This window comes from Pantoea stewartii (genome assembly GCF_011044475.1).
In the GTDB taxonomy this organism is placed as follows: domain Bacteria; phylum Pseudomonadota; class Gammaproteobacteria; order Enterobacterales; family Enterobacteriaceae; genus Pantoea; species Pantoea stewartii.
Map to the genome: position 1 here is coordinate 3734035 of NZ_CP049115.1, position 18113 is coordinate 3752147.

An 18113-nucleotide genomic window follows, 5' to 3' on the forward strand; every position below is an offset into this window, starting at 1 on the left:
TCATGTCAGCGCGTCCCCTTACGATAGCCGTCGTCGCCGGAGAAACCTCTGGCGACATCCTTGGTGCAGGCCTGATTCGTGCCTTAAAAGCGCGTCATCCTGATGCCCGGTTTGTTGGCGTCGCAGGCCCATTGATGCAGGCCGAAGGCTGTGAAGCCTGGTACGAAATGGAAGAACTGGCGGTGATGGGCATTGTGGAAGTGCTGGGACGATTGCGCCGCTTGCTGGCTATTCGTCGCGATCTGACACAGCGCTTTATCTCGCTGAAACCCGATGTGTTTGTCGGTATTGACGCACCGGATTTCAATATCACGCTGGAAGGTAATCTTAAGCGCGCAGGCATTCGCACGATTCATTACGTCAGTCCCTCTGTCTGGGCCTGGCGGCAAAAACGGGTGTTCAAAATCGGTCGCAACACCGATCTGGTGCTGGCATTTCTGCCGTTTGAAAAAGCCTTTTACGATCGTTTCGGTGTCCCGTGCCGTTTTATCGGCCACACCATGGCGGATGCTATGCCGCTACAGCCCGACAAAGCCGCCGCCCGTCGCCATCTGGGCCTTGACGACAATGCCCAGTGTCTGGCGTTATTGCCCGGCAGTCGCGGTGCCGAAGTTGACATGCTGAGTGCTGACTTTCTTAAAACGGCGCAGATACTGCGTAAGCGCTATCCGGCGCTGGAAATTGTGGTGCCGCTGGTTAACCCGAAGCGCCGCGAGCAGTTTGAGCAAATCAAAGCGCAGGTTGCGCCGGAGCTGCCCGTGCATCTGCTGGACGGGCAGGGCCGTGAAGCGATGGTGGCCAGTGATGCTGCGCTGCTGGCGTCCGGCACCGCGGCGCTTGAATGCATGCTGGCGAAATGCCCCATGGTCGTGGGCTACCGCATGAAGCCGCTTACCTTCTGGCTGGCAAAACGCCTGGTCAAAACTGACTACGTTTCGTTGCCTAACCTGCTGGCCGGGCGAGAGCTGGTCAAAGAGCTGCTGCAGGATGAGTGCCAACCTGAAGCGCTGGCTGCGGCGCTGGATCCGCTGTTACATGCCAGTCATGAACGCGAAACGTTATTGCAGACCTTCCACGAACTGCACCAGCAGATTCGCTGGAATGCGGACGAACAAGCCGCAAATGCGGTACTGGAGCTCGCCAATGGCTGATTTTATCTATCCCAACGCCCGACTGATTGCCGGTGTGGATGAAGTGGGGCGCGGCCCGCTGGTTAGTGCGGTGGTGACTGCGGCGGTAATTCTCGATCCGGCGAAACCCATTCCGGGCCTGGCCGATTCGAAAAAGCTCTCAGAGAAACGTCGCCTGGCGCTGTTTGATCAGATTAAAGAGCATGCGCTGGCCTGGAGTCTGGGCCGAGCCGAACCGGAAGAGATCGACAGCCTGAATATTCTGCATGCCACGATGCTGGCGATGCAGCGCGCGGTGGCCGGCCTGGCGATCACGCCTGATTATGTGCTGATTGACGGCAATCGCTGTCCGGCCTTGCCTGTGCCATCACTGGCCGTAGTAAAAGGCGACAGCCTGGTTGCTGAAATCAGTGCGGCCTCGATCATCGCCAAAGTCACGCGCGATCGTGAAATGGCAGAGCTGGATTTGTTGTTTCCGCAGTATGGTTTTGCGCAACATAAAGGTTATCCTACGGCGTTACATATGGAAAAGTTAACGCAGTATGGCGCAACACCACATCACCGCCGCAGCTTTGCGCCGGTGCGTAATGCGCTCATCGATGCCGAAGTGCTGGCGAGCAGCGCCTCCACGCTGCGCTAATCCGCCCCTGTTTTAACCGGAAACTGATATGGCCGAACCCCGTTTTATACATCTGCATGTTCACAGCGACTATTCCATGATCGACGGCCTGGCGAAAACCGGCCCGCTGATTAAGAAAGCGGCTGCGTTAGGCATGCCAGCCATGGCGATTACCGACTTCACCAACCTGTGTGGTCTGGTGAAATTTTACGGTGGTGCGCATGGGGCGGGGATCAAACCGATTATCGGGGCGGATTTTAACGTTGCCAGTGAGCTGATGGGGGATGAACTGACCCAGATTACGGTGCTGGCGGCCAACAACACCGGCTATCAAAACCTCACGTTACTCATCTCCCGCGCGTATCAACGCGGTTACGGTGTGGCCGGTCCGATAATCGATCGTGACTGGCTGGCTGAATTACAGGAAGGCCTGATCCTGTTGTCAGGTGGCCGTCGTGGAGATGTGGGGCGCAGTCTGCTGCGCGGTAACAGCGCACTGGTTTCAGAGTGCCTGGCATTTTATCAGCAACATTTTGCCGATCGCTATTACCTGGAACTGGTACGTACCGGACGACCCGACGAAGAGACCTATCTGCACGCCGCCGTTGAGCTGGCGATTGCCGAAGGCATCCCGGTTGTGGCCACGAACGAGGTCTGCTTCCTGAATGAAGAGGACTTTGATGCGCATGAAATTCGCGTCGCCATTCATGATGGTTATACGCTGGACGATCCTAAACGGCCCCGTAATTACAGTCCTCAGCAATATATGCGCAGCGAAGACGAGATGTGCGAGTTGTTCGCAGACATCCCTGAAGCGCTTGAAAACAGCGTAGAGATTGCTAAGCGTTGTAACGTCACCGTCAGACTGGGTGAGTACTTTCTGCCGCAGTTCCCCACGGGCGACATGACCACCGAGGATTTCCTGGTAATGAAATCCCGTGAGGGGCTGGAAGAACGTCTGGCGATGCTGTTCCCGGATGAAGCCGTGCGGGCGGAAAAACGGCCGGAATACGATGAACGTCTGGACGTTGAACTGAACGTAATCAACCAGATGGGATTCCCCGGCTACTTCCTGATCGTAATGGAGTTTATCCAGTGGTCGAAAGATAACGGCGTACCGGTAGGGCCGGGACGCGGTTCGGGGGCCGGTTCGCTGGTGGCCTATGCGCTCAAAATTACCGATCTCGATCCCCTTGAGTTCGACCTGCTGTTCGAACGTTTTCTTAACCCTGAACGCGTTTCCATGCCCGATTTCGACGTCGATTTCTGTATGGAAAAACGTGACCAGGTGATTGAACACGTGGCCGATATGTACGGCCGCGAAGCGGTATCCCAGATTATTACCTTCGGTACGATGGCGGCCAAGGCGGTCATTCGTGACGTGGGCCGCGTGCTGGGCCATCCCTATGGTTTTGTCGATCGTATTTCAAAACTGGTGCCGCCCGATCCGGGCATGACGCTGGACAAAGCCTTTGCCGCGGAACCGCAGCTGCCTGAAATTTATGAGGCGGATGAAGAGGTTAAAGCGCTTATCGATATGGCGCGGAAGCTGGAAGGGGTAACCCGAAACGCCGGTAAACATGCGGGTGGCGTGGTGATCGCGCCAACGAAGATCACCGATTTTGCACCGCTGTATTGTGATGAAAACGGTCAGTATCCGGTAACCCAGTTCGATAAAAATGATGTGGAATATGCGGGCCTGGTGAAGTTTGACTTCCTGGGGCTGCGAACGCTCACCATCATTGACTGGGCGCTGAAAATGATTAACCCGCGCCGCGAAAAGCAGGGCTTACCGCCGATCGATATCGCAACCATTCCGCTTGAAGACAAAAAGAGCTTCGACATGCTGCAGCGCGCGGAAACCACCGCGGTTTTCCAGCTTGAATCGCGCGGCATGAAAGATCTGATTAAGCGCCTGAAGCCTGACTGTTTTGAAGATATGATCGCGCTTGTGGCCCTGTTCCGTCCGGGGCCCTTACAGTCGGGCATGGTTGATAACTTTATTGACCGTAAGCACGGTCGGGAAGCCATCTCTTACCCGGATATTCAGTGGCAACACGAAAGCCTGAAGCCGGTACTGGAGCCGACCTACGGCATTATCCTCTACCAGGAACAGGTCATGCAGATTGCTCAGGTCCTGTCCGGCTATACGCTGGGCGGGGCGGACATGCTGCGTCGCGCCATGGGTAAGAAGAAGCCTGAAGAGATGGCCAAACAGCGCTCTGTTTTTAAAGAGGGCGCGGAAAAGATGGGCATCGATGGCGAACTGTCGATGAAAATCTTCGATCTGGTAGAGAAATTCGCGGGTTATGGCTTTAACAAGTCGCACTCCGCCGCTTACGCGCTGGTGTCTTATCAGACCTTATGGCTGAAAGCGCACTATCCAGCGGAATTCATGGCGGCTGTGATGACGGCGGATATGGACAACACAGAAAAAGTGGTGGGTCTGGTAGATGAATGCTGGCGCATGGGGCTGAAAGTCCTGCCGCCGGACATTAACTCGGGTCTGTATCAGTTCCACGTTAATGATGAGGGCGAGATCGTTTACGGTATCGGCGCCATCAAAGGTGTGGGTGAAGGGCCGATCGAGGCGATCATCGATGCGCGTAACGAAGGCGGTTACTTCCGCGAACTGTTCGATCTCTGCGCGCGAACGGATACCAAAAAGATCAATCGCCGCGTGATGGAAAAGTTGATCATGTCCGGTGCCTTTGATCGTCTGGGCCCACATCGTGCCGCCCTGATGAGCGCACTGAACGATGCGCTGAAAGCGGCAGATCAGCATGCTAAAGCGGAAGCGATCGGTCAGGCCGACATGTTTGGCGTGCTGGCCGATGAGCCTGAGCAGGTCGAACAGTCTTACGCCAGCGTCACGCCATGGCCGGAACAGGTGCAACTGGACGGTGAACGGGAAACCCTGGGTTTGTATCTGACCGGCCACCCGATTAACCAGTATCTGAAAGAAATTGAGCGTTACGTGGGTGGGATGCGTTTGAAAGATATGCATCCGACCGATCGTGGTAAGATTACCGTCGCGGCAGGCCTGGTGATTGCTGCGCGTGTAATGGTGACCAAACGCGGCAACCGAATTGGTATTTGTACACTGGACGACCGCTCTGGCCGTCTTGAAGTCATGTTATTTACCGATGCGTTAGATAAATACCAGCAACTGCTGGAGAAAGACCGTATCCTGATCGTCAGCGGACAGGTCAGCTTTGATGACTTTAGTGGTGGCCTTAAAATGACCGCCCGTGAAGTCATGGACATAGATGAAGCGCGTGAAAAATACGCGCGCGGACTTGCTATCTCGCTGACAGACAGGCAAATTGATGACCAGCTATTAAACCGACTCCGTCAGTCCCTTGAGCCTCATCGTTCAGGGACAATTCCGGTGCATCTCTACTATCAGAGAGCCGACGCGCGAGCGAAGCTACGCTTTGGTGCAGCGTGGCGAATATCGCCCAGCGATCGTTTACTCAACGATTTGCGGTCGTTAATTGGATCGGAGCAGGTAGAACTGGAGTTTGACTAAAACAGGAACATTATGAGTCTTAATTACCTGGATTTTGAACAGCCAATCGCAGAACTGGAAGCAAAAATTGATTCGCTTACCTCGATTGGTCGTCAGGACGATAAACACGTCAATCTCGACGAAGAAGTTAAGCGCCTGCGCGAGAAAAGCGTTGAGCTGACACGTAAAATCTTCGCCGATTTGGGCGCATGGCAAATCGCCCAACTGGCGCGACATCCATTACGTCCTTATACCTTTGATTATGTGCGCAATGCGTTTGACGATTTCGATGAGCTTGCGGGTGACCGCGCTTATGCGGATGACAAAGCGATTGTCGGCGGGATTGCCCGCCTCGACGGCCGTCCTGTGATGATCATCGGTCACCAGAAAGGGCGCGAAACCAAAGAGAAGATTCGCCGTAATTTTGGTATGCCGGCACCGGAAGGCTATCGCAAAGCGTTGCGCCTGATGGAAATGGCCGAACGCTTTAAAATGCCTATCATCACCTTTATCGACACGCCGGGTGCGTATCCGGGCGTGGGCGCGGAAGAGCGCGGTCAGTCTGAAGCTATCGCACGCAACCTGCGCGAAATGTCAGGCCTGAAAGTACCGGTCATCTGTACCGTTATCGGTGAGGGCGGTTCGGGTGGCGCACTGGCTATCGGCGTGGGCGACAAAGTGAACATGCTGCAGTACAGCACCTATTCGGTCATTTCACCGGAAGGCTGTGCCTCTATTCTGTGGAAAAGCGCCGATAAAGCGCCGCTGGCCGCAGAAGCGATGGGCATTACCGCGCCGCGTCTGAAAGAGCTTAAGCTGATTGATTCGGTCATCCCTGAGCCACTGGGCGGCGCGCATCGCCATCCGGTCGAAATGGCGCAGACGCTAAAACAGCAACTGCTGGCCGATCTGGCCGACCTGGAAGGGTTAAGCACCGAAGAATTATTAGATCGCCGTTATCAGCGTCTGATGAGTTATGGCTACGCCTGATTCAGTGCTGTGACGTAAAAGCGGACTACGGTCCGCTTTTTTTATGCCACGAATCTGACTGCGGTTTCGTGGCGTAATTCGCTATGCTTACTCAATGCCTCAACAATCAGGGAGATGTGCATTGAATATTCTGGCGATCATGGGCGCGCATGGCGTGTTTTACAAAGATGAACCGTTACGCGAGTTGGATGTAGCACTGAGTCAGCAAGGTTTTCAGCTCATACGGCCTAAAAACACAGATGATCTTCTCAAACTGATTGAACACAATCCCCGTATCAGCGGTGTGATTTTTGACTGGGATGAGCACAACAGCCCTGAGCTGTGCGGTGAAATTAATCAGCTCAATGAATACCTGCCCCTGTATGCCTTTATTAATACCCACTCGCAAATGGATATCAGCATCAATGAGATGCGGCTACCGCTGCATTTTTTTGAGTACGCGCTGAATGCGGCCGACGATATCGCCTTGCACATCCGCCAGTACACGGATGATTACCTCGACCACATTACACCACCGTTAACTAAAGCGTTGTTCACCTATGTGAAAGAGGGAAAGTACACGTTCTGCACTCCGGGCCATATGGCCGGGACGGCCTTCCAGAAAAGCCCGGTGGGCTGTTTGTTCTATGACTTCTTTGGCGCGAATACGCTTAAGTCGGATATTTCGATTTCGGTGACTGAGCTGGGCTCGCTGCTGGATCATACCGGACCACATCTTGAGGCCGAAGAGTACATCGCCCGCACGTTCGGTGCGGAACAGAGCTATATGGTGACTAACGGCACCTCGACTTCAAACAAGATCGTGGGCATGTATGCCGCGCCGGCAGGCAGCACGATTCTGGTTGACCGCAACTGCCACAAGTCGCTTACCCACTTGCTGATGATGAGCGATCTGATTCCTGTCTGGCTAAAACCCACACGCAATGCCTTAGGCATTCTGGGCGGCATTCCGCAAAAAGAATTTACCCGTGCCAGCATTGAACAGAAAGTGGCTGCCACGCCGCGCGCCAGCTGGCCCGTTCATGCAGTAATTACTAACTCGACCTACGACGGTTTGCTTTATAACACGCAGTACATCAAGCAAACGCTCGACGTCCCCTCGATTCACTTTGATTCGGCCTGGGTGCCTTACACCAATTTTCACCCTATCTATGAGGGGAAAAGCGGCATGAGCGGTGAGCGGATACCAGGCAAGGTGATTTATGAAACCCAGTCCACGCATAAACTGCTGGCTGCCTTTTCGCAGGCCTCATTAATTCACATCAAAGGCGAGTACGACGAACAAACCTTTAATGAAGCCTACATGATGCACACCACCACATCGCCCAATTACGCGATTGTTTCCTCTATTGAAACAGCCGCCGCCATGCTGCGGGGGAATCCGGGGAAAAGGCTCATCAATCGGTCAGTCGAGCGCGCGTTACATTTTCGTCGTGAAATACAGCGGTTGCGCGAAGAGTCGGACAGCTGGTTCTTTGATATCTGGCAACCAGAGCATGTGGATGAAGCGCAGTGCTGGCCGATCCAGCCGGGAGACGAAGCGTGGCATGGTTTCACCCAGGCCGATCGCGATCATATGTATCTCGATCCGATCAAAGTCACCATTCTTACACCGGGCATGAGCGAGTTAGGAGAAATGGCCGAAGAGGGGATCCCCGCTGCGCTGGTGGCGAAATTCCTTGATGAGCGTGGGATTGTGGTGGAAAAGACCGGTCCGTATAACCTGTTGTTCCTGTTCAGTATTGGCATCGACAAGACCAAGGCGATGAGCGTGCTGCGTGGATTAACCGAATTTAAGCGCGCCTACGACCTGAATCTGCGCGTAAAAAACATGCTGCCGGATCTGTATGCGGAAGATCCCGACTTTTACCGCACGATGCGCATCCAGACGCTGGCGCAGGGGATTCATCGCCTGATTCAGCAACATGACCTGCCGCGTCTGATGCTGAAAGCCTTTGATGTCTTACCTGAGATGAAAATGACGCCGCATCAGGCGTTTCAGCAGCAGGTAAAAGGCAATATTGAGACCGTAAACATGAATGAGCTGGTGGGCCGTATCTCTGCCAACATGATATTGCCTTATCCTCCCGGTGTACCGCTGGTGATGCCTGGCGAAATGATCACAGAACAAAGCCGCGCCGTGCTCGACTTCCTGCTCATGCTGTGTAGCATTGGGCGCCACTATCCTGGCTTTGAGACAGATATTCACGGCGCGACGCTAACCGATGAAGGTGAATATCGGGTACGTGTGCTGAAACAGAGCGGGGAACAGGAATGAAGGACCAACAGGGAGCAAACATGCTACAGCTAACGCACATTCACCATATCGCCATCATTGCGTCAGATTATCATCGCAGTAAAGCCTTTTACTGCGACATACTGGGATTTGAACTGCAAAGTGAGCACTACCGCGAAGCGCGCGATTCGTGGAAAGGCGATCTGGCGTTAAACGGTCAGTACACCATTGAGCTGTTTTCCTTTCCACACCCGCCCGCCCGGGTCAGTCAGCCGGAAGCCTGTGGCCTTCGCCATCTGGCTTTCAGCGTGCCGGACGTGGAAGCCGCGGTGCGCTATCTGGACACGCAGGGCGTGACATGTGAACCCATTCGCATTGACGCGCTTACCGGGAAACCCTGTACCTTTTTTGCTGATCCGGATGGTTTGCCGCTTGAGTTGTATCAGGCGTAAACTGGCGGCTTTATGGCTCGTCCCACTGCCTGAGTTATGGAATTATCATGTCTGATTTTGACGCACTGCTGAATGAAAACGACGCGCTGGTAGTGGCGTTTAGCGGTGGCCTGGATTCTACTGTCTTGCTGCATAAGCTGCGGGACTGGCAACAGCACCATCCGGCCTCGCGGTTGCGTGCGCTGCATGTCCATCATGGCCTCAGTGCTAATGCCGACCACTGGGCGGCGCATTGCCAGACCCTGTGCGCAACATGGCAGATCCCCTGCGAGATCCTGCGCGTGCAGGTAACCGATCAGGGCGATGGCATTGAAGCGGCGGCGCGGCAGGCCCGTTATCGGGCATTGCACCAGGCGCTCCATGCGGATGAGAAACTCCTTACCGCACAGCACCTGGACGACCAGTGTGAAACCGTCCTGCTGGCCCTGAAACGCGGCAGTGGCCCGGCCGGCCTGGCGGCCATGCCGGTGGCGGGCTCTCTGGGTAAAAATCCTCTGCTTCGCCCGCTGTTAAGCTGTTCCCGGCAGTCATTAGAGCAGTATGCCCAAACGCATCAGTTGCAATGGGTTGAAGATGAGAGCAATCAGGATGTGCGTTACGACCGCAATTTTCTTCGTCAGCAATTCTTACCGGTCGTCGTGGCACGCTGGCCCCATTTCGCCAGTGCGACGGCGCGCAGTGCGGCGCTCTGTGCTGAGCAGGAGCAACTGCTGGATGAGTTGCTGGCGGAACAACTCGCTGCGCTGATTCAGCCGGACGGTAGCCTGTGTTTCTCCGCGTTACTGACCATGAGTGAAGTGCGCAGTAATGCTTTGCTGCGTCGCTGGCTGGCCGGACAGGGCGCGCAAATGCCCTCACGCGATGCGTTGCGCCGCATTCGTCAGGAAGTGATGCTGAGTCGTGAAGATGCCCAGCCACGGCTACGGTTAGGCCACAGCGAAATTCGCCGTTATCGCCAGCAGCTTTATATTTTGCCGCTCAGAGACTCGTTACGCGACTGCGAAATCGCCTGGAAGAATCTCAACCAGACATTGCCCCTGCCGCAGCATATCGGCACGCTGCAGCCCGATTATACAATGCCTTTACTACGACGACCGACACCGGAGGAACAGGTATTTGTGCGTTTTCACGCGACAGGGTACGTGCATATAGTGGATCGCGCGGGCGGGCGCGAGATGAAGAAAATCTGGCAGGCGTTGAATATCCCGTCATGGCAGCGGGAACGTATTCCGCTCATTTATTATAATCAAACGCTTATTTGCGCGCCCGGCCTGTTCGTGACCCGTGAAGGCGCAGCAGGGGAGGCACAGGGCTGGCAGATTCACTGGCACAAACCTACAGGAGTATCGTTGTGAAACAATGGATAGTGGCATTAACGTTTTTTACGTTGTTTCCGGCCTGTGCCGCAGGCGATATTCACGCGGGCGAACAGCGTTCGGCGGCCTGTACGGCGTGCCATGGTCCGAAAGGCATTGCGACGGTTCCCCTTTATCCCAGCCTGGCGGGCCAAAACGCCGCTTATCTCGCGCACGCGCTACAGGCCTATAAGAAGGGAGAGCGCAACGGTGGTCAGGCAGAGGTGATAAAAGCGTTTGTTGCGGGGCTCAGCGATGAGGAGATAACAGATTTAGCGGCGTACTACAGTTCGTTAAAGCCCTGATGAGATGGGCGGGAATGCATCCCGCCCGACGGGAAGTGAATTACTCTTCGCTGACCACGACGGTGCCGAGTTCAGGATGGCTAAAACTGGCAATATGATCGAGACGTAACTCGCGTGTTTCACCGGACAGTTCAATGGCCAGATACTCCACGTTTTTACGTGAAAGGATGTCCCTGGCCTTTGCCTTTAGCTGTTCGCCATCTTTTAACGCCAGCGACAGCATCCAGTTTTTTTGGCAGGCGAGTTCCAGATTATCGTAGTCATCGCAATTGATGGGTTTATAAGCTTCATTCATCAACATAGTCGCTCACCAATAAGTTTGCGGCGGCATAAGCCGCCTGTTCCCTGAGAGAAGAGTTTAGCGCAGCATTCGCGGCAATAGCATCAAGCGCGTTAAGCGCGCAGCCGATGGCATCGGGAATATAGCCCAGATCTCCGCTGCCAATTTCGGCATATTTTTGGCGAACTAACTCACAATATTTTTGCACGGGCACCTCCTCAGCAGAGCATAAATACTCTGGTTGATTTGCGACTATATCACAGGCATTTCAAGAAAATCAGCCAGGCGAAAGCAGGAACAGCGAGCAAATCACTGCTAAAGTAGCGGACTACGCCGTATCAGACGTTTCAGGATAAAGCACGAAAGGTTAAGTTGATGAACAGGTCAGAGCGAAAAAACGGGAACCGGACAAAGGCGGGTGGACGATGATTGCGCTGTCACGGAATGTCGAGCTGCCAGACAATGAAATTGAACTGACGGCCATTCGGGCGCAGGGGGCAGGGGGCCAGCACGTCAACAAAACCAGCACCGCTATTCATCTGCGTTTTGATATCGCCGCGTCTTCCCTGCCGCCGTTTTATAAAGAGCGGTTGCTCAGTGCCAGCCATCATTTAATTACCGGCGACGGGACGATTATCATCAAGGCGCAGGAATACCGCAGCCAGGAGATGAACCGCGAAGCGGCGCTGCAACGGCTGGTGAATTTGATTCAGGAGCTCACGAAGGTAGAGAAAGTCCGGCGCTCAACACGACCGACACGCGCGTCGAAAGCGCGCAGGCTGGAAGGGAAATCACGGCGCAGCCAGACCAAAGCATTGCGCGGTAAAGTGCTGTAAGACGTGGCCAGAGAATTACCTGTGGTCGTCAGGAGAACAGAGTCGACCATGCGTTAAAAAAAACGCCCCATGAAGGGGCGTTATGGCAGGCTTACTTGTTCAGTGCCTTGAGCAGGAAATCGACAATCTCATCCTGCTTAATCATCTGCTTTTCACCGGCACGACGGGCTTTGTATTCGATCTCCTGGTTATCAAGATTGCGATCGCCAATCACGATGGTATGCGGGACGCCAATCAGTTCCATATCGGCGAACATAACGCCTGGACGTTCTTTACGGTCATCCAGAATCACCTCGACGCCTTTCGCGCGCAGCGTGTTGTACAGTTCTTCCGCTAACTCTTTTACGCGGAATGATTTCTGCATGTTCATTGGCAGAATCGCTACGTCGAACGGGGCCAGTGCCGCAGGCCAGATGATACCGCGATCGTCATGGTTCTGCTCGATCGCCGCCGCCACTACACGGGTAATACCGATGCCGTAGCACCCCATCGTCATGACCTGATTACGACCATCTTCACCCTGAACGGCCGCTTTCATCGCTTCGGAGTATTTGGTGCCCAACTGGAAAATATGGCCTACTTCGATACCACGTTTGATCTGCAATGTGCCTTTGCCGTCCGGGCTCAGATCGCCTTCTACCACATTACGGATATCAGCAACCTCGGCCATGGGCAGATCGCGTTCCCAGTTAATGCCAACGTAGTGCTTACCGTCCACATTTGCACCGGCGCAGAAATCACTCATCTTCGCCACGGTACGGTCTGCGATAATCGGCATCGTCAACCCGACCGGCCCCAGCGAACCAAAGCCAGCACCCACCACGGCACGAATCTCTTCTTCGGTCGCGAAAACCAGCGGTGACGCAACCAGCGGCGATTTTTCAGCCTTAATTTCGTTCAGTTCGTGATCGCCGCGGACCAGGAAGGCAACCAGAGCATGACCGCTTCCCTCTGCACCCTTGACCATCAGCGTCTTCACGGTTTTCTCAATCGGCATCTGGAACTGATTCACCAGATCGGCGATGGTTTTGGCATTCGGTGTATCGATCTGACGCATTGTTTCCTGAGGCGCAGGGCGTTCGCCCGCCGGTGCCACGGCTTCGGCCAGTTCAATGTTCGCCGCATAGTCAGAGTCGGTTGAGAAGATCACATCATCTTCGCCGCTCTGTGCCAGTACCTGGAACTCATGTGAGGCACTGCCACCAATCGAGCCGGTGTCCGCCTGCACGGCACGGAAATCCAGACCCATACGGCTGAAGATCTGACTATAAGCGCGGTACATCGCGTCATAGGTTTCCTGCAGTGATTCCTGCGTGGTGTGGAAGGAGTAGGCATCTTTCATGATAAACTCGCGCGAACGCATCACGCCAAAACGTGGGCGCACTTCATCACGGAATTTGGTCTGAATTTGATACAGATTCAGCGGCAGCTGTTTATAAGAGCTCAGCTCATTACGAATCAGATCGGTAATCACTTCTTCATGCGTTGGGCCGAGCACAAACGGACGTTCATGACGATCGGCAACACGCAGTAATTCTGGACCGTACTGCTCCCAGCGGCCGCTCTCCTGCCACAGGTCTGCGGGTTGGACCACAGGCATTGAAATCTCAATGGCACCGGCGTTGTTCATTTCTTCGCGAACGATGTTTTCGACTTTTTTTAATACGCGCAGTCCGGTTGGCAGCCAGGTATATAACCCTGAGGCCAGTTTACGGATCATGCCAGCACGCAGCATCAGCTGGTGGCTGATCACTTCCGCGTCAGACGGTGTCTCTTTCTGAGTAGAGAGCAGATATTGAGTAGTACGCATTGATTACAATTCCAGTTGATCGGAAATTCACGGACGAAAATAGGCTGGCGGCTAGTGTACCAGTGAGATCACCGGCTAAAAAGCGGGTTTTAACGCGGATCGATGGCCACGACTTCCGTGCCTGCGTGATCAACGCGCCAGCGCACAGTAAACTCAAGCAGCGAGGCGGCATAAATGCGATCCTTTTCCTCACCTTTACGGTAAGCGGGGCGCGGATCCTGCGCAAGAACCTCACGGATAAAGCGGGCAAGATAGGGATAGCGCGCATATTGCTGCAACTGCTGCCCGGCCAGCGGCGAAAACCGCACAGGCATGCTGCTTTCCGGCGCGGACTGCGCAAAACCCGCTCTCGCCTCAGGCAGGGCTTCGGCGAAGGGCAGATAGGGCTTGATATCGACCACCGGCGTGCCGTCCACCAGATCCAGACTGCCCAGCTCCAGAATGACCTGTTGCTTCGCGCAGCGGATGCCTTTGAGCTCAATCAGCGACATCCCAATCGGATTAGGGCGAAAGGTCGATCGCGTAGCAAAAACGCCCATGCGCGCGTTACCGCCCAGACGGGGCGGGCGAACGGTCGGACGCCAGCCGCCTTCCAGGGTCTGATGAAAAACAAACAGCACCCAGAGATGGCTGAAGTCTTCCAGGCCGCGCACGGCCTCTGCCTGATTATAAGGCGGCAAAAGATGCAGTTCGCCGCCGCCGTCCTGAACCAGACCAGGCTGACGCGGGACAGCGAACTTCTCTTTCCACGGCGAACGGATTACGCCGATCTGCGCAAAGGCAAAATCACTCATTGACTGGTGACTTTCAGCGCCGAACCCTGGCAGACAGCCTGACGGTAGCAGCCCGGGGTGCTGCTCACGATTTCACATTTGTGAAGCAGTACCGCATTAGCTTTCATCTGTGCGGCTTTAATCTGCATACGTTTACGCGCGGTGGCGATATTGGGCGGTGAACTCTGATTGCTCATCTGGCAATCTTCTGCGGAGACTTCACCCAGATCGCGGAAGGGCTTGCTCACCAGATCGGCAGCATCGGTGTACACCTTAACGGGGGCGGGACGATACGTTGGCTTACGTGTCGGTTCGCTGGATTGCTGCGGATGAGAAGGTGCGCTGCTTATTGGGTGGTATTCCCGAACACACCCTGTCAGCATCAATGCTAACAAGCAGAGCGGTAAAAAACGCATAGCAACATCCTCAAGTGTCAAAAAGTGGCGTTATTGAAACAAGGACACGGATAAATAACAAGTCAGCAAATGGCAATAACAGAAAGGGCGGCTAAAAGCCGCCCTGAGGGAAGAGATCAGACGACCTTACCAGCCTTTAACGGCACCACCGTTAAACACTTTATTGGCCGCGTCAGCCACTTCGTCAGACTGATAAGCCTGCACGAATTTCTTCACATTTTCCGCGTCTTTGTTGTCTTCACGCGCCACAATCAGGTTCACGTAAGGGGAGTCTTTATCTTCCACAAAGATGCCATCTTTCGCCGGCGTCAGGCCAATCTGGCTGGCGTAAGTGGTGTTGATCACGGCCAGGGCGATTTGCTGATCGTCCAGTGAACGTGGCAGCTGTGGCGCTTCCAGCTCAACAATCTTCAGGTGTTTTGGATTCTCAACGATATCCAGCGAGGTTGGCAGCAGGCCCACACCGTCTTTCAGCTTGATCAGGCCCACTTTCTGCAGCAGCAGCAGCGAACGGCCCAGGTTGGTTGGGTCGTTAGGAATGGCAATCTGTGCGCCATCCTGCAGTTGATCCAGCGATTTGATTTTTTTCGAATAGCCCGCAATCGGATAAACAAAAGAGTTACCTACAGAAACCAGCTTGTAACCGCGATCTTTGATCTGTTGATCCAGATACGGTTTGTGCTGGAACGCATTCACATCGATATCGCCTTTGCTCAGTGCTTCGTTCGGCAGCACATAGTCATTAAAGGTCACCAGCTCAACATCCAGACCGTACTTATCTTTCGCCACTTTGGCCGCCGCTTCGGCAACCTGCTGTTCAGCGCCGACGATCACGCCCACTTTGATATGGTTGGGATCTTTGGCTTTTTGATCGCATCCTGCCAGCGCAATCGCGCCAATTAATGCACCCACAGCGGCAATGTTTTTAAATTTGAAAGACATATCCTTTCCTTAATAGTGATATTGCTTGCTTATTTATGGGACACAGCACGCACGATGCGGTCGCCACAGAATTGTATGAGATACACCAAAACGACTAATAACACTAATACCGTATTCATCACCGTCGCGTTATATCCGATATAACCATACTGGTAGCCAATTTGTCCGAGGCCGCCCGCGCCTACTGCGCCGCCCATCGCCGAGTAACCTACCAGGGTAATCAACGTAATGGTGGCCGCGTTAACAAGACCGGGCAGGGCTTCAGGCAGCAGGACTTTGCGCACGATTTGCATCGGCGTGGCACCCATCGCGCGTGATGCTTCAATTAACCCGGTCGGGAGTTCCAGCAGGGCATTTTCAACCATACGGGCAATAAACGGTGCCGCACCGACAGTCAGGGGCACGATGGCCGCCTGTAAGCCAATAGAGGTTCCAACGATGACGCGGGTAAACGGAATCATCCACACAAGGAGGATAATGAAAGGGATCGAGCGGAAAACGTTAACCAGGGCGGACAGCACACGGTACAGCCCTTTGTTTTCAAGAATCTGTCCCGGACGGGTAACATACAGCAGTACGCCGACCGGTAAACCCAGAACGAAGCCGAAAAAGCCAGAGACAAAGGTCATCATCAACGTTTCCCAGACGCCGCGCCCCAGCAGCGCAATCATCGCTTCAGACATAACCTAATACCTCGACTTTGACATGATGTTCCTGCAGCCACTGAATGGCGGCTTGTGTATCGCTTTCGCTACCGTGAATTTCCGCCAGCATGATGCCAAACTTCACACCGCTGGCGTAATCCATCTGCGCACTGATAATGTTGTTATTGATATTGAAACGCCGCGCTGCTTCAGACAGCAATGGAGCATCGACGGACTGGCCGGTAAATTCCATACGCAGTAATGGCATGCTGTCAGGGCCCGCTTCGGGCGACAGGCGCTGCTGGTAGTCGTCTGGAATATCCAGATGCAGGGTTGACTGGATGAACTGTTGCGCCAGCGGGGTTTTGGGGTGCGAGAAGACTTCACTTACGCTGTCTTTCTCGATCAGCTCACCCTGGCTGATGACCGCAACCTGATCGCAGATGCGTTTCACCACATCCATCTCATGGGTAATTAACAGAATAGTCAGGCCCAGACGGCGGTTAATATCTTTCAGTAATTCCAGAATTGAGCGCGTGGTCGCTGGATCTAATGCGCTGGTGGCTTCATCACACAGCAGAACTTTCGGGTTACTGGCCAGAGCGCGGGCAATGGCAACACGCTGTTTTTGCCCGCCGGAGAGATTGGCAGGCCAGGCATCGTGCTTATCCGCCAGGCCGACCAGCTCCAGGAGCTCAGAGACGCGCTTTTTAATTTCATCACGAGAAAGGCTACCCAACTCTAATGGCAGCGCAACATTGCCAGCGACGGTGCGGGAGTTCATCAGGTTGAAGTGCTGAAAAATCATACCAATCTGGCGGCGGGCCTGCGTCAGCTGTCGTTCGCTCAGCGCCGTTAAATCCGCGCCATCAACCAACACACGACCTGAAGAAGGGCGTTCGAGCAGATTCACGCAACGAATCAGCGTACTTTTTCCGGCACCGGATGCGCCGATGACGCCATAGATCTGTCCGGCCGGGACATGCAGGCTGACGTTAGATAACGCCTTTATCGTTCGCGAACCTTGCTGGAACACTTTGGTTATATTTTCTAATTTAATCATTACGTTATTTATTGCCGTCTTGCATTATCCGTGGTCTGGTGTGCTGCCATAAAGGACAGCATGCATAAGCTGAATGGATGTTAAGGCATCCAGACGTCTAAATCAATCGAAGTCATGTAAACGGGCATTCTCCCTTTTATGACAATCGTGCGATACTGAGCGGCAATTTTTATAGCAGGAGTTTCTACGTGGCGAATAAAGTCCCGGCCATTTTTCTCGATCGCGATGGCACCCTCAATGTTGATCACGGCTATGTCCACGAAATCGATCATTTCCAGTTTATCGATGGTGTAATTGAAGCGTTGCAGCAACTCAAAAAGATGGGCTTTGCGCTGGTTATCGTGACAAACCAGTCTGGCATCGCACGTGGCATGTTTAGTGAAGATCAGTTTATGCAGCTTACCGAGTGGATGGACTGGTCGCTGGCCGATCGCGATGTCGACCTTGATGGGATCTATTTCTGTCCACATCACCCGGATGCGACGGTAGAAGCGTATCGCCAGCAGTGCGACTGCCGTAAACCGCAACCCGGCATGCTGCTGGCGGCGCAAGAAGAGCTGCATATCGATATGGCTGCGTCTTATATGGTAGGGGATAAGCTGGAAGATATGCAGGCTGCCCAGGCCGCCGGTGTCGGTAAGAAAGTGTTAGTGCGCAGTGGGAAGCCGGTTACGCCGGAAGGCGAGGCATTGGCTGACTGGGTAATAGAGAGTCTTGCGGCGCTCCCTTCCCGTATTAAAAAGGGTTAAAA

At 54.2% G+C, this 18113-nt stretch carries 18 protein-coding genes; 10 read left to right on the forward strand and 8 right to left on the reverse strand.

Annotation, left to right across the window (positions count from 1 at the left end; genetic code table 11):
* Positions 1–2 precede the first annotated feature (2 nt).
* The 8 genes from lpxB to G5574_RS17555 all read left to right on the forward strand — a co-directional run bounded on the left by lpxB (position 3) and on the right by G5574_RS17555 (position 10598).
* Positions 3–1151, forward strand: coding sequence for a lipid-A-disaccharide synthase (lpxB, locus tag G5574_RS17520; protein ID WP_164482974.1), 1149 nt, complete (start codon positions 3–5; stop codon positions 1149–1151).
* Positions 1144–1770 (forward strand): ribonuclease HII, encoded by a 627-nt coding sequence (gene rnhB, locus G5574_RS17525; RefSeq protein WP_164482975.1) that lies wholly within the window; start codon positions 1144–1146, stop codon positions 1768–1770. Before lpxB ends, rnhB begins: the two co-directional genes overlap by 8 nt.
* Before the next feature lie 28 nt (positions 1771–1798).
* On the forward strand, positions 1799–5281 hold the full coding sequence (dnaE, locus tag G5574_RS17530; RefSeq protein ID WP_033740316.1) for a DNA polymerase III subunit alpha: 3483 nt from the start codon (positions 1799–1801) through the stop codon (positions 5279–5281).
* A 12-nt stretch (positions 5282–5293) separates the two neighbouring features.
* On the forward strand, positions 5294–6250 hold the full coding sequence (gene accA, locus G5574_RS17535) for an acetyl-CoA carboxylase carboxyl transferase subunit alpha (RefSeq protein WP_033740317.1): 957 nt from the start codon (positions 5294–5296) through the stop codon (positions 6248–6250).
* 121 nt (positions 6251–6371) lie between these two features.
* Positions 6372–8528 carry a lysine decarboxylase LdcC gene (locus G5574_RS17540; RefSeq protein WP_058708986.1) on the forward strand — a complete coding sequence of 719 codons (2157 nt, stop codon included), beginning with the start codon at positions 6372–6374 and terminating at the stop codon, positions 8526–8528.
* Between the two features lie 20 nt (positions 8529–8548).
* On the forward strand, positions 8549–8938 hold the full coding sequence (locus G5574_RS17545) for a VOC family protein (protein ID WP_033740319.1): 390 nt from the start codon (positions 8549–8551) through the stop codon (positions 8936–8938).
* 47 nt (positions 8939–8985) lie between these two features.
* Complete coding sequence (gene tilS / locus G5574_RS17550; protein WP_164482976.1) at positions 8986–10293, forward strand: tRNA lysidine(34) synthetase TilS; 1308 nt, start codon at positions 8986–8988, stop codon at positions 10291–10293.
* Positions 10290–10598, forward strand: coding sequence for a c-type cytochrome (locus tag G5574_RS17555; protein WP_164482977.1), 309 nt, complete (start codon positions 10290–10292; stop codon positions 10596–10598). The genes tilS and G5574_RS17555 overlap by 4 nt, the downstream gene beginning before the upstream one ends.
* 40 nt (positions 10599–10638) lie before the next feature.
* On the opposite strand, the gene rof is transcribed toward G5574_RS17555, so the two are convergent.
* Positions 10639–10899 (reverse strand): Rho-binding antiterminator, encoded by a 261-nt coding sequence (gene rof / locus G5574_RS17560; protein WP_033740322.1) that lies wholly within the window; start codon positions 10897–10899, stop codon positions 10639–10641.
* Positions 10886–11086: a YaeP family protein gene (locus G5574_RS17565; RefSeq protein ID WP_033740323.1), complete on the reverse strand. Its 201-nt coding sequence runs from the start codon at positions 11084–11086 to the stop codon at positions 10886–10888. Before G5574_RS17565 ends, rof begins: the two co-directional genes overlap by 14 nt.
* 217 nt (positions 11087–11303) lie before the next feature.
* Between G5574_RS17565 and arfB the strand changes: the two genes are divergently transcribed.
* A complete protein-coding gene (gene arfB, locus G5574_RS17570; protein ID WP_006117783.1) occupies positions 11304–11714 on the forward strand; it encodes an alternative ribosome rescue aminoacyl-tRNA hydrolase ArfB in 411 nt (136 codons plus the stop codon).
* 91 nt (positions 11715–11805) lie between these two features.
* On the opposite strand, the gene proS is transcribed toward arfB, so the two are convergent.
* The 6 genes from proS to metN all read right to left on the reverse strand — a co-directional run bounded on the left by proS (position 11806) and on the right by metN (position 17362).
* Positions 11806–13524, reverse strand: a complete 1719-nt coding sequence (gene proS / locus G5574_RS17575) for a proline--tRNA ligase (RefSeq protein ID WP_033740325.1) — start codon at positions 13522–13524, stop codon at positions 11806–11808.
* Positions 13525–13613: 89 nt separating this feature from the next.
* Positions 13614–14318 (reverse strand): tRNA (N6-threonylcarbamoyladenosine(37)-N6)-methyltransferase TrmO, encoded by a 705-nt coding sequence (gene tsaA / locus G5574_RS17580; protein WP_033740326.1) that lies wholly within the window; start codon positions 14316–14318, stop codon positions 13614–13616.
* Entirely contained in the window at positions 14315–14713 is a 399-nt protein-coding gene (gene rcsF / locus G5574_RS17585) for an Rcs stress response system protein RcsF (RefSeq protein ID WP_006117786.1), read from the reverse strand. Before rcsF ends, tsaA begins: the two co-directional genes overlap by 4 nt.
* Positions 14714–14839: 126 nt before the next feature.
* The gene (locus G5574_RS17590; RefSeq protein ID WP_164482978.1) at positions 14840–15655 is read right to left on the reverse strand and encodes a MetQ/NlpA family lipoprotein; all 816 of its coding nucleotides are present in this window, start codon (positions 15653–15655) and stop codon (positions 14840–14842) included.
* 29 nt (positions 15656–15684) lie between these two features.
* Entirely contained in the window at positions 15685–16338 is a 654-nt protein-coding gene (locus G5574_RS17595; RefSeq protein ID WP_039338652.1) for a methionine ABC transporter permease MetI, read from the reverse strand.
* On the reverse strand, positions 16331–17362 hold the full coding sequence (gene metN / locus G5574_RS17600; RefSeq protein WP_164482979.1) for a methionine ABC transporter ATP-binding protein MetN: 1032 nt from the start codon (positions 17360–17362) through the stop codon (positions 16331–16333). Before metN ends, G5574_RS17595 begins: the two co-directional genes overlap by 8 nt.
* 188 nt (positions 17363–17550) lie before the next feature.
* Between metN and gmhB the strand changes: the two genes are divergently transcribed.
* Positions 17551–18111: a D-glycero-beta-D-manno-heptose 1,7-bisphosphate 7-phosphatase gene (gene gmhB, locus G5574_RS17605; protein WP_164482980.1), complete on the forward strand. Its 561-nt coding sequence runs from the start codon at positions 17551–17553 to the stop codon at positions 18109–18111.
* Positions 18112–18113 lie beyond the last annotated feature (2 nt).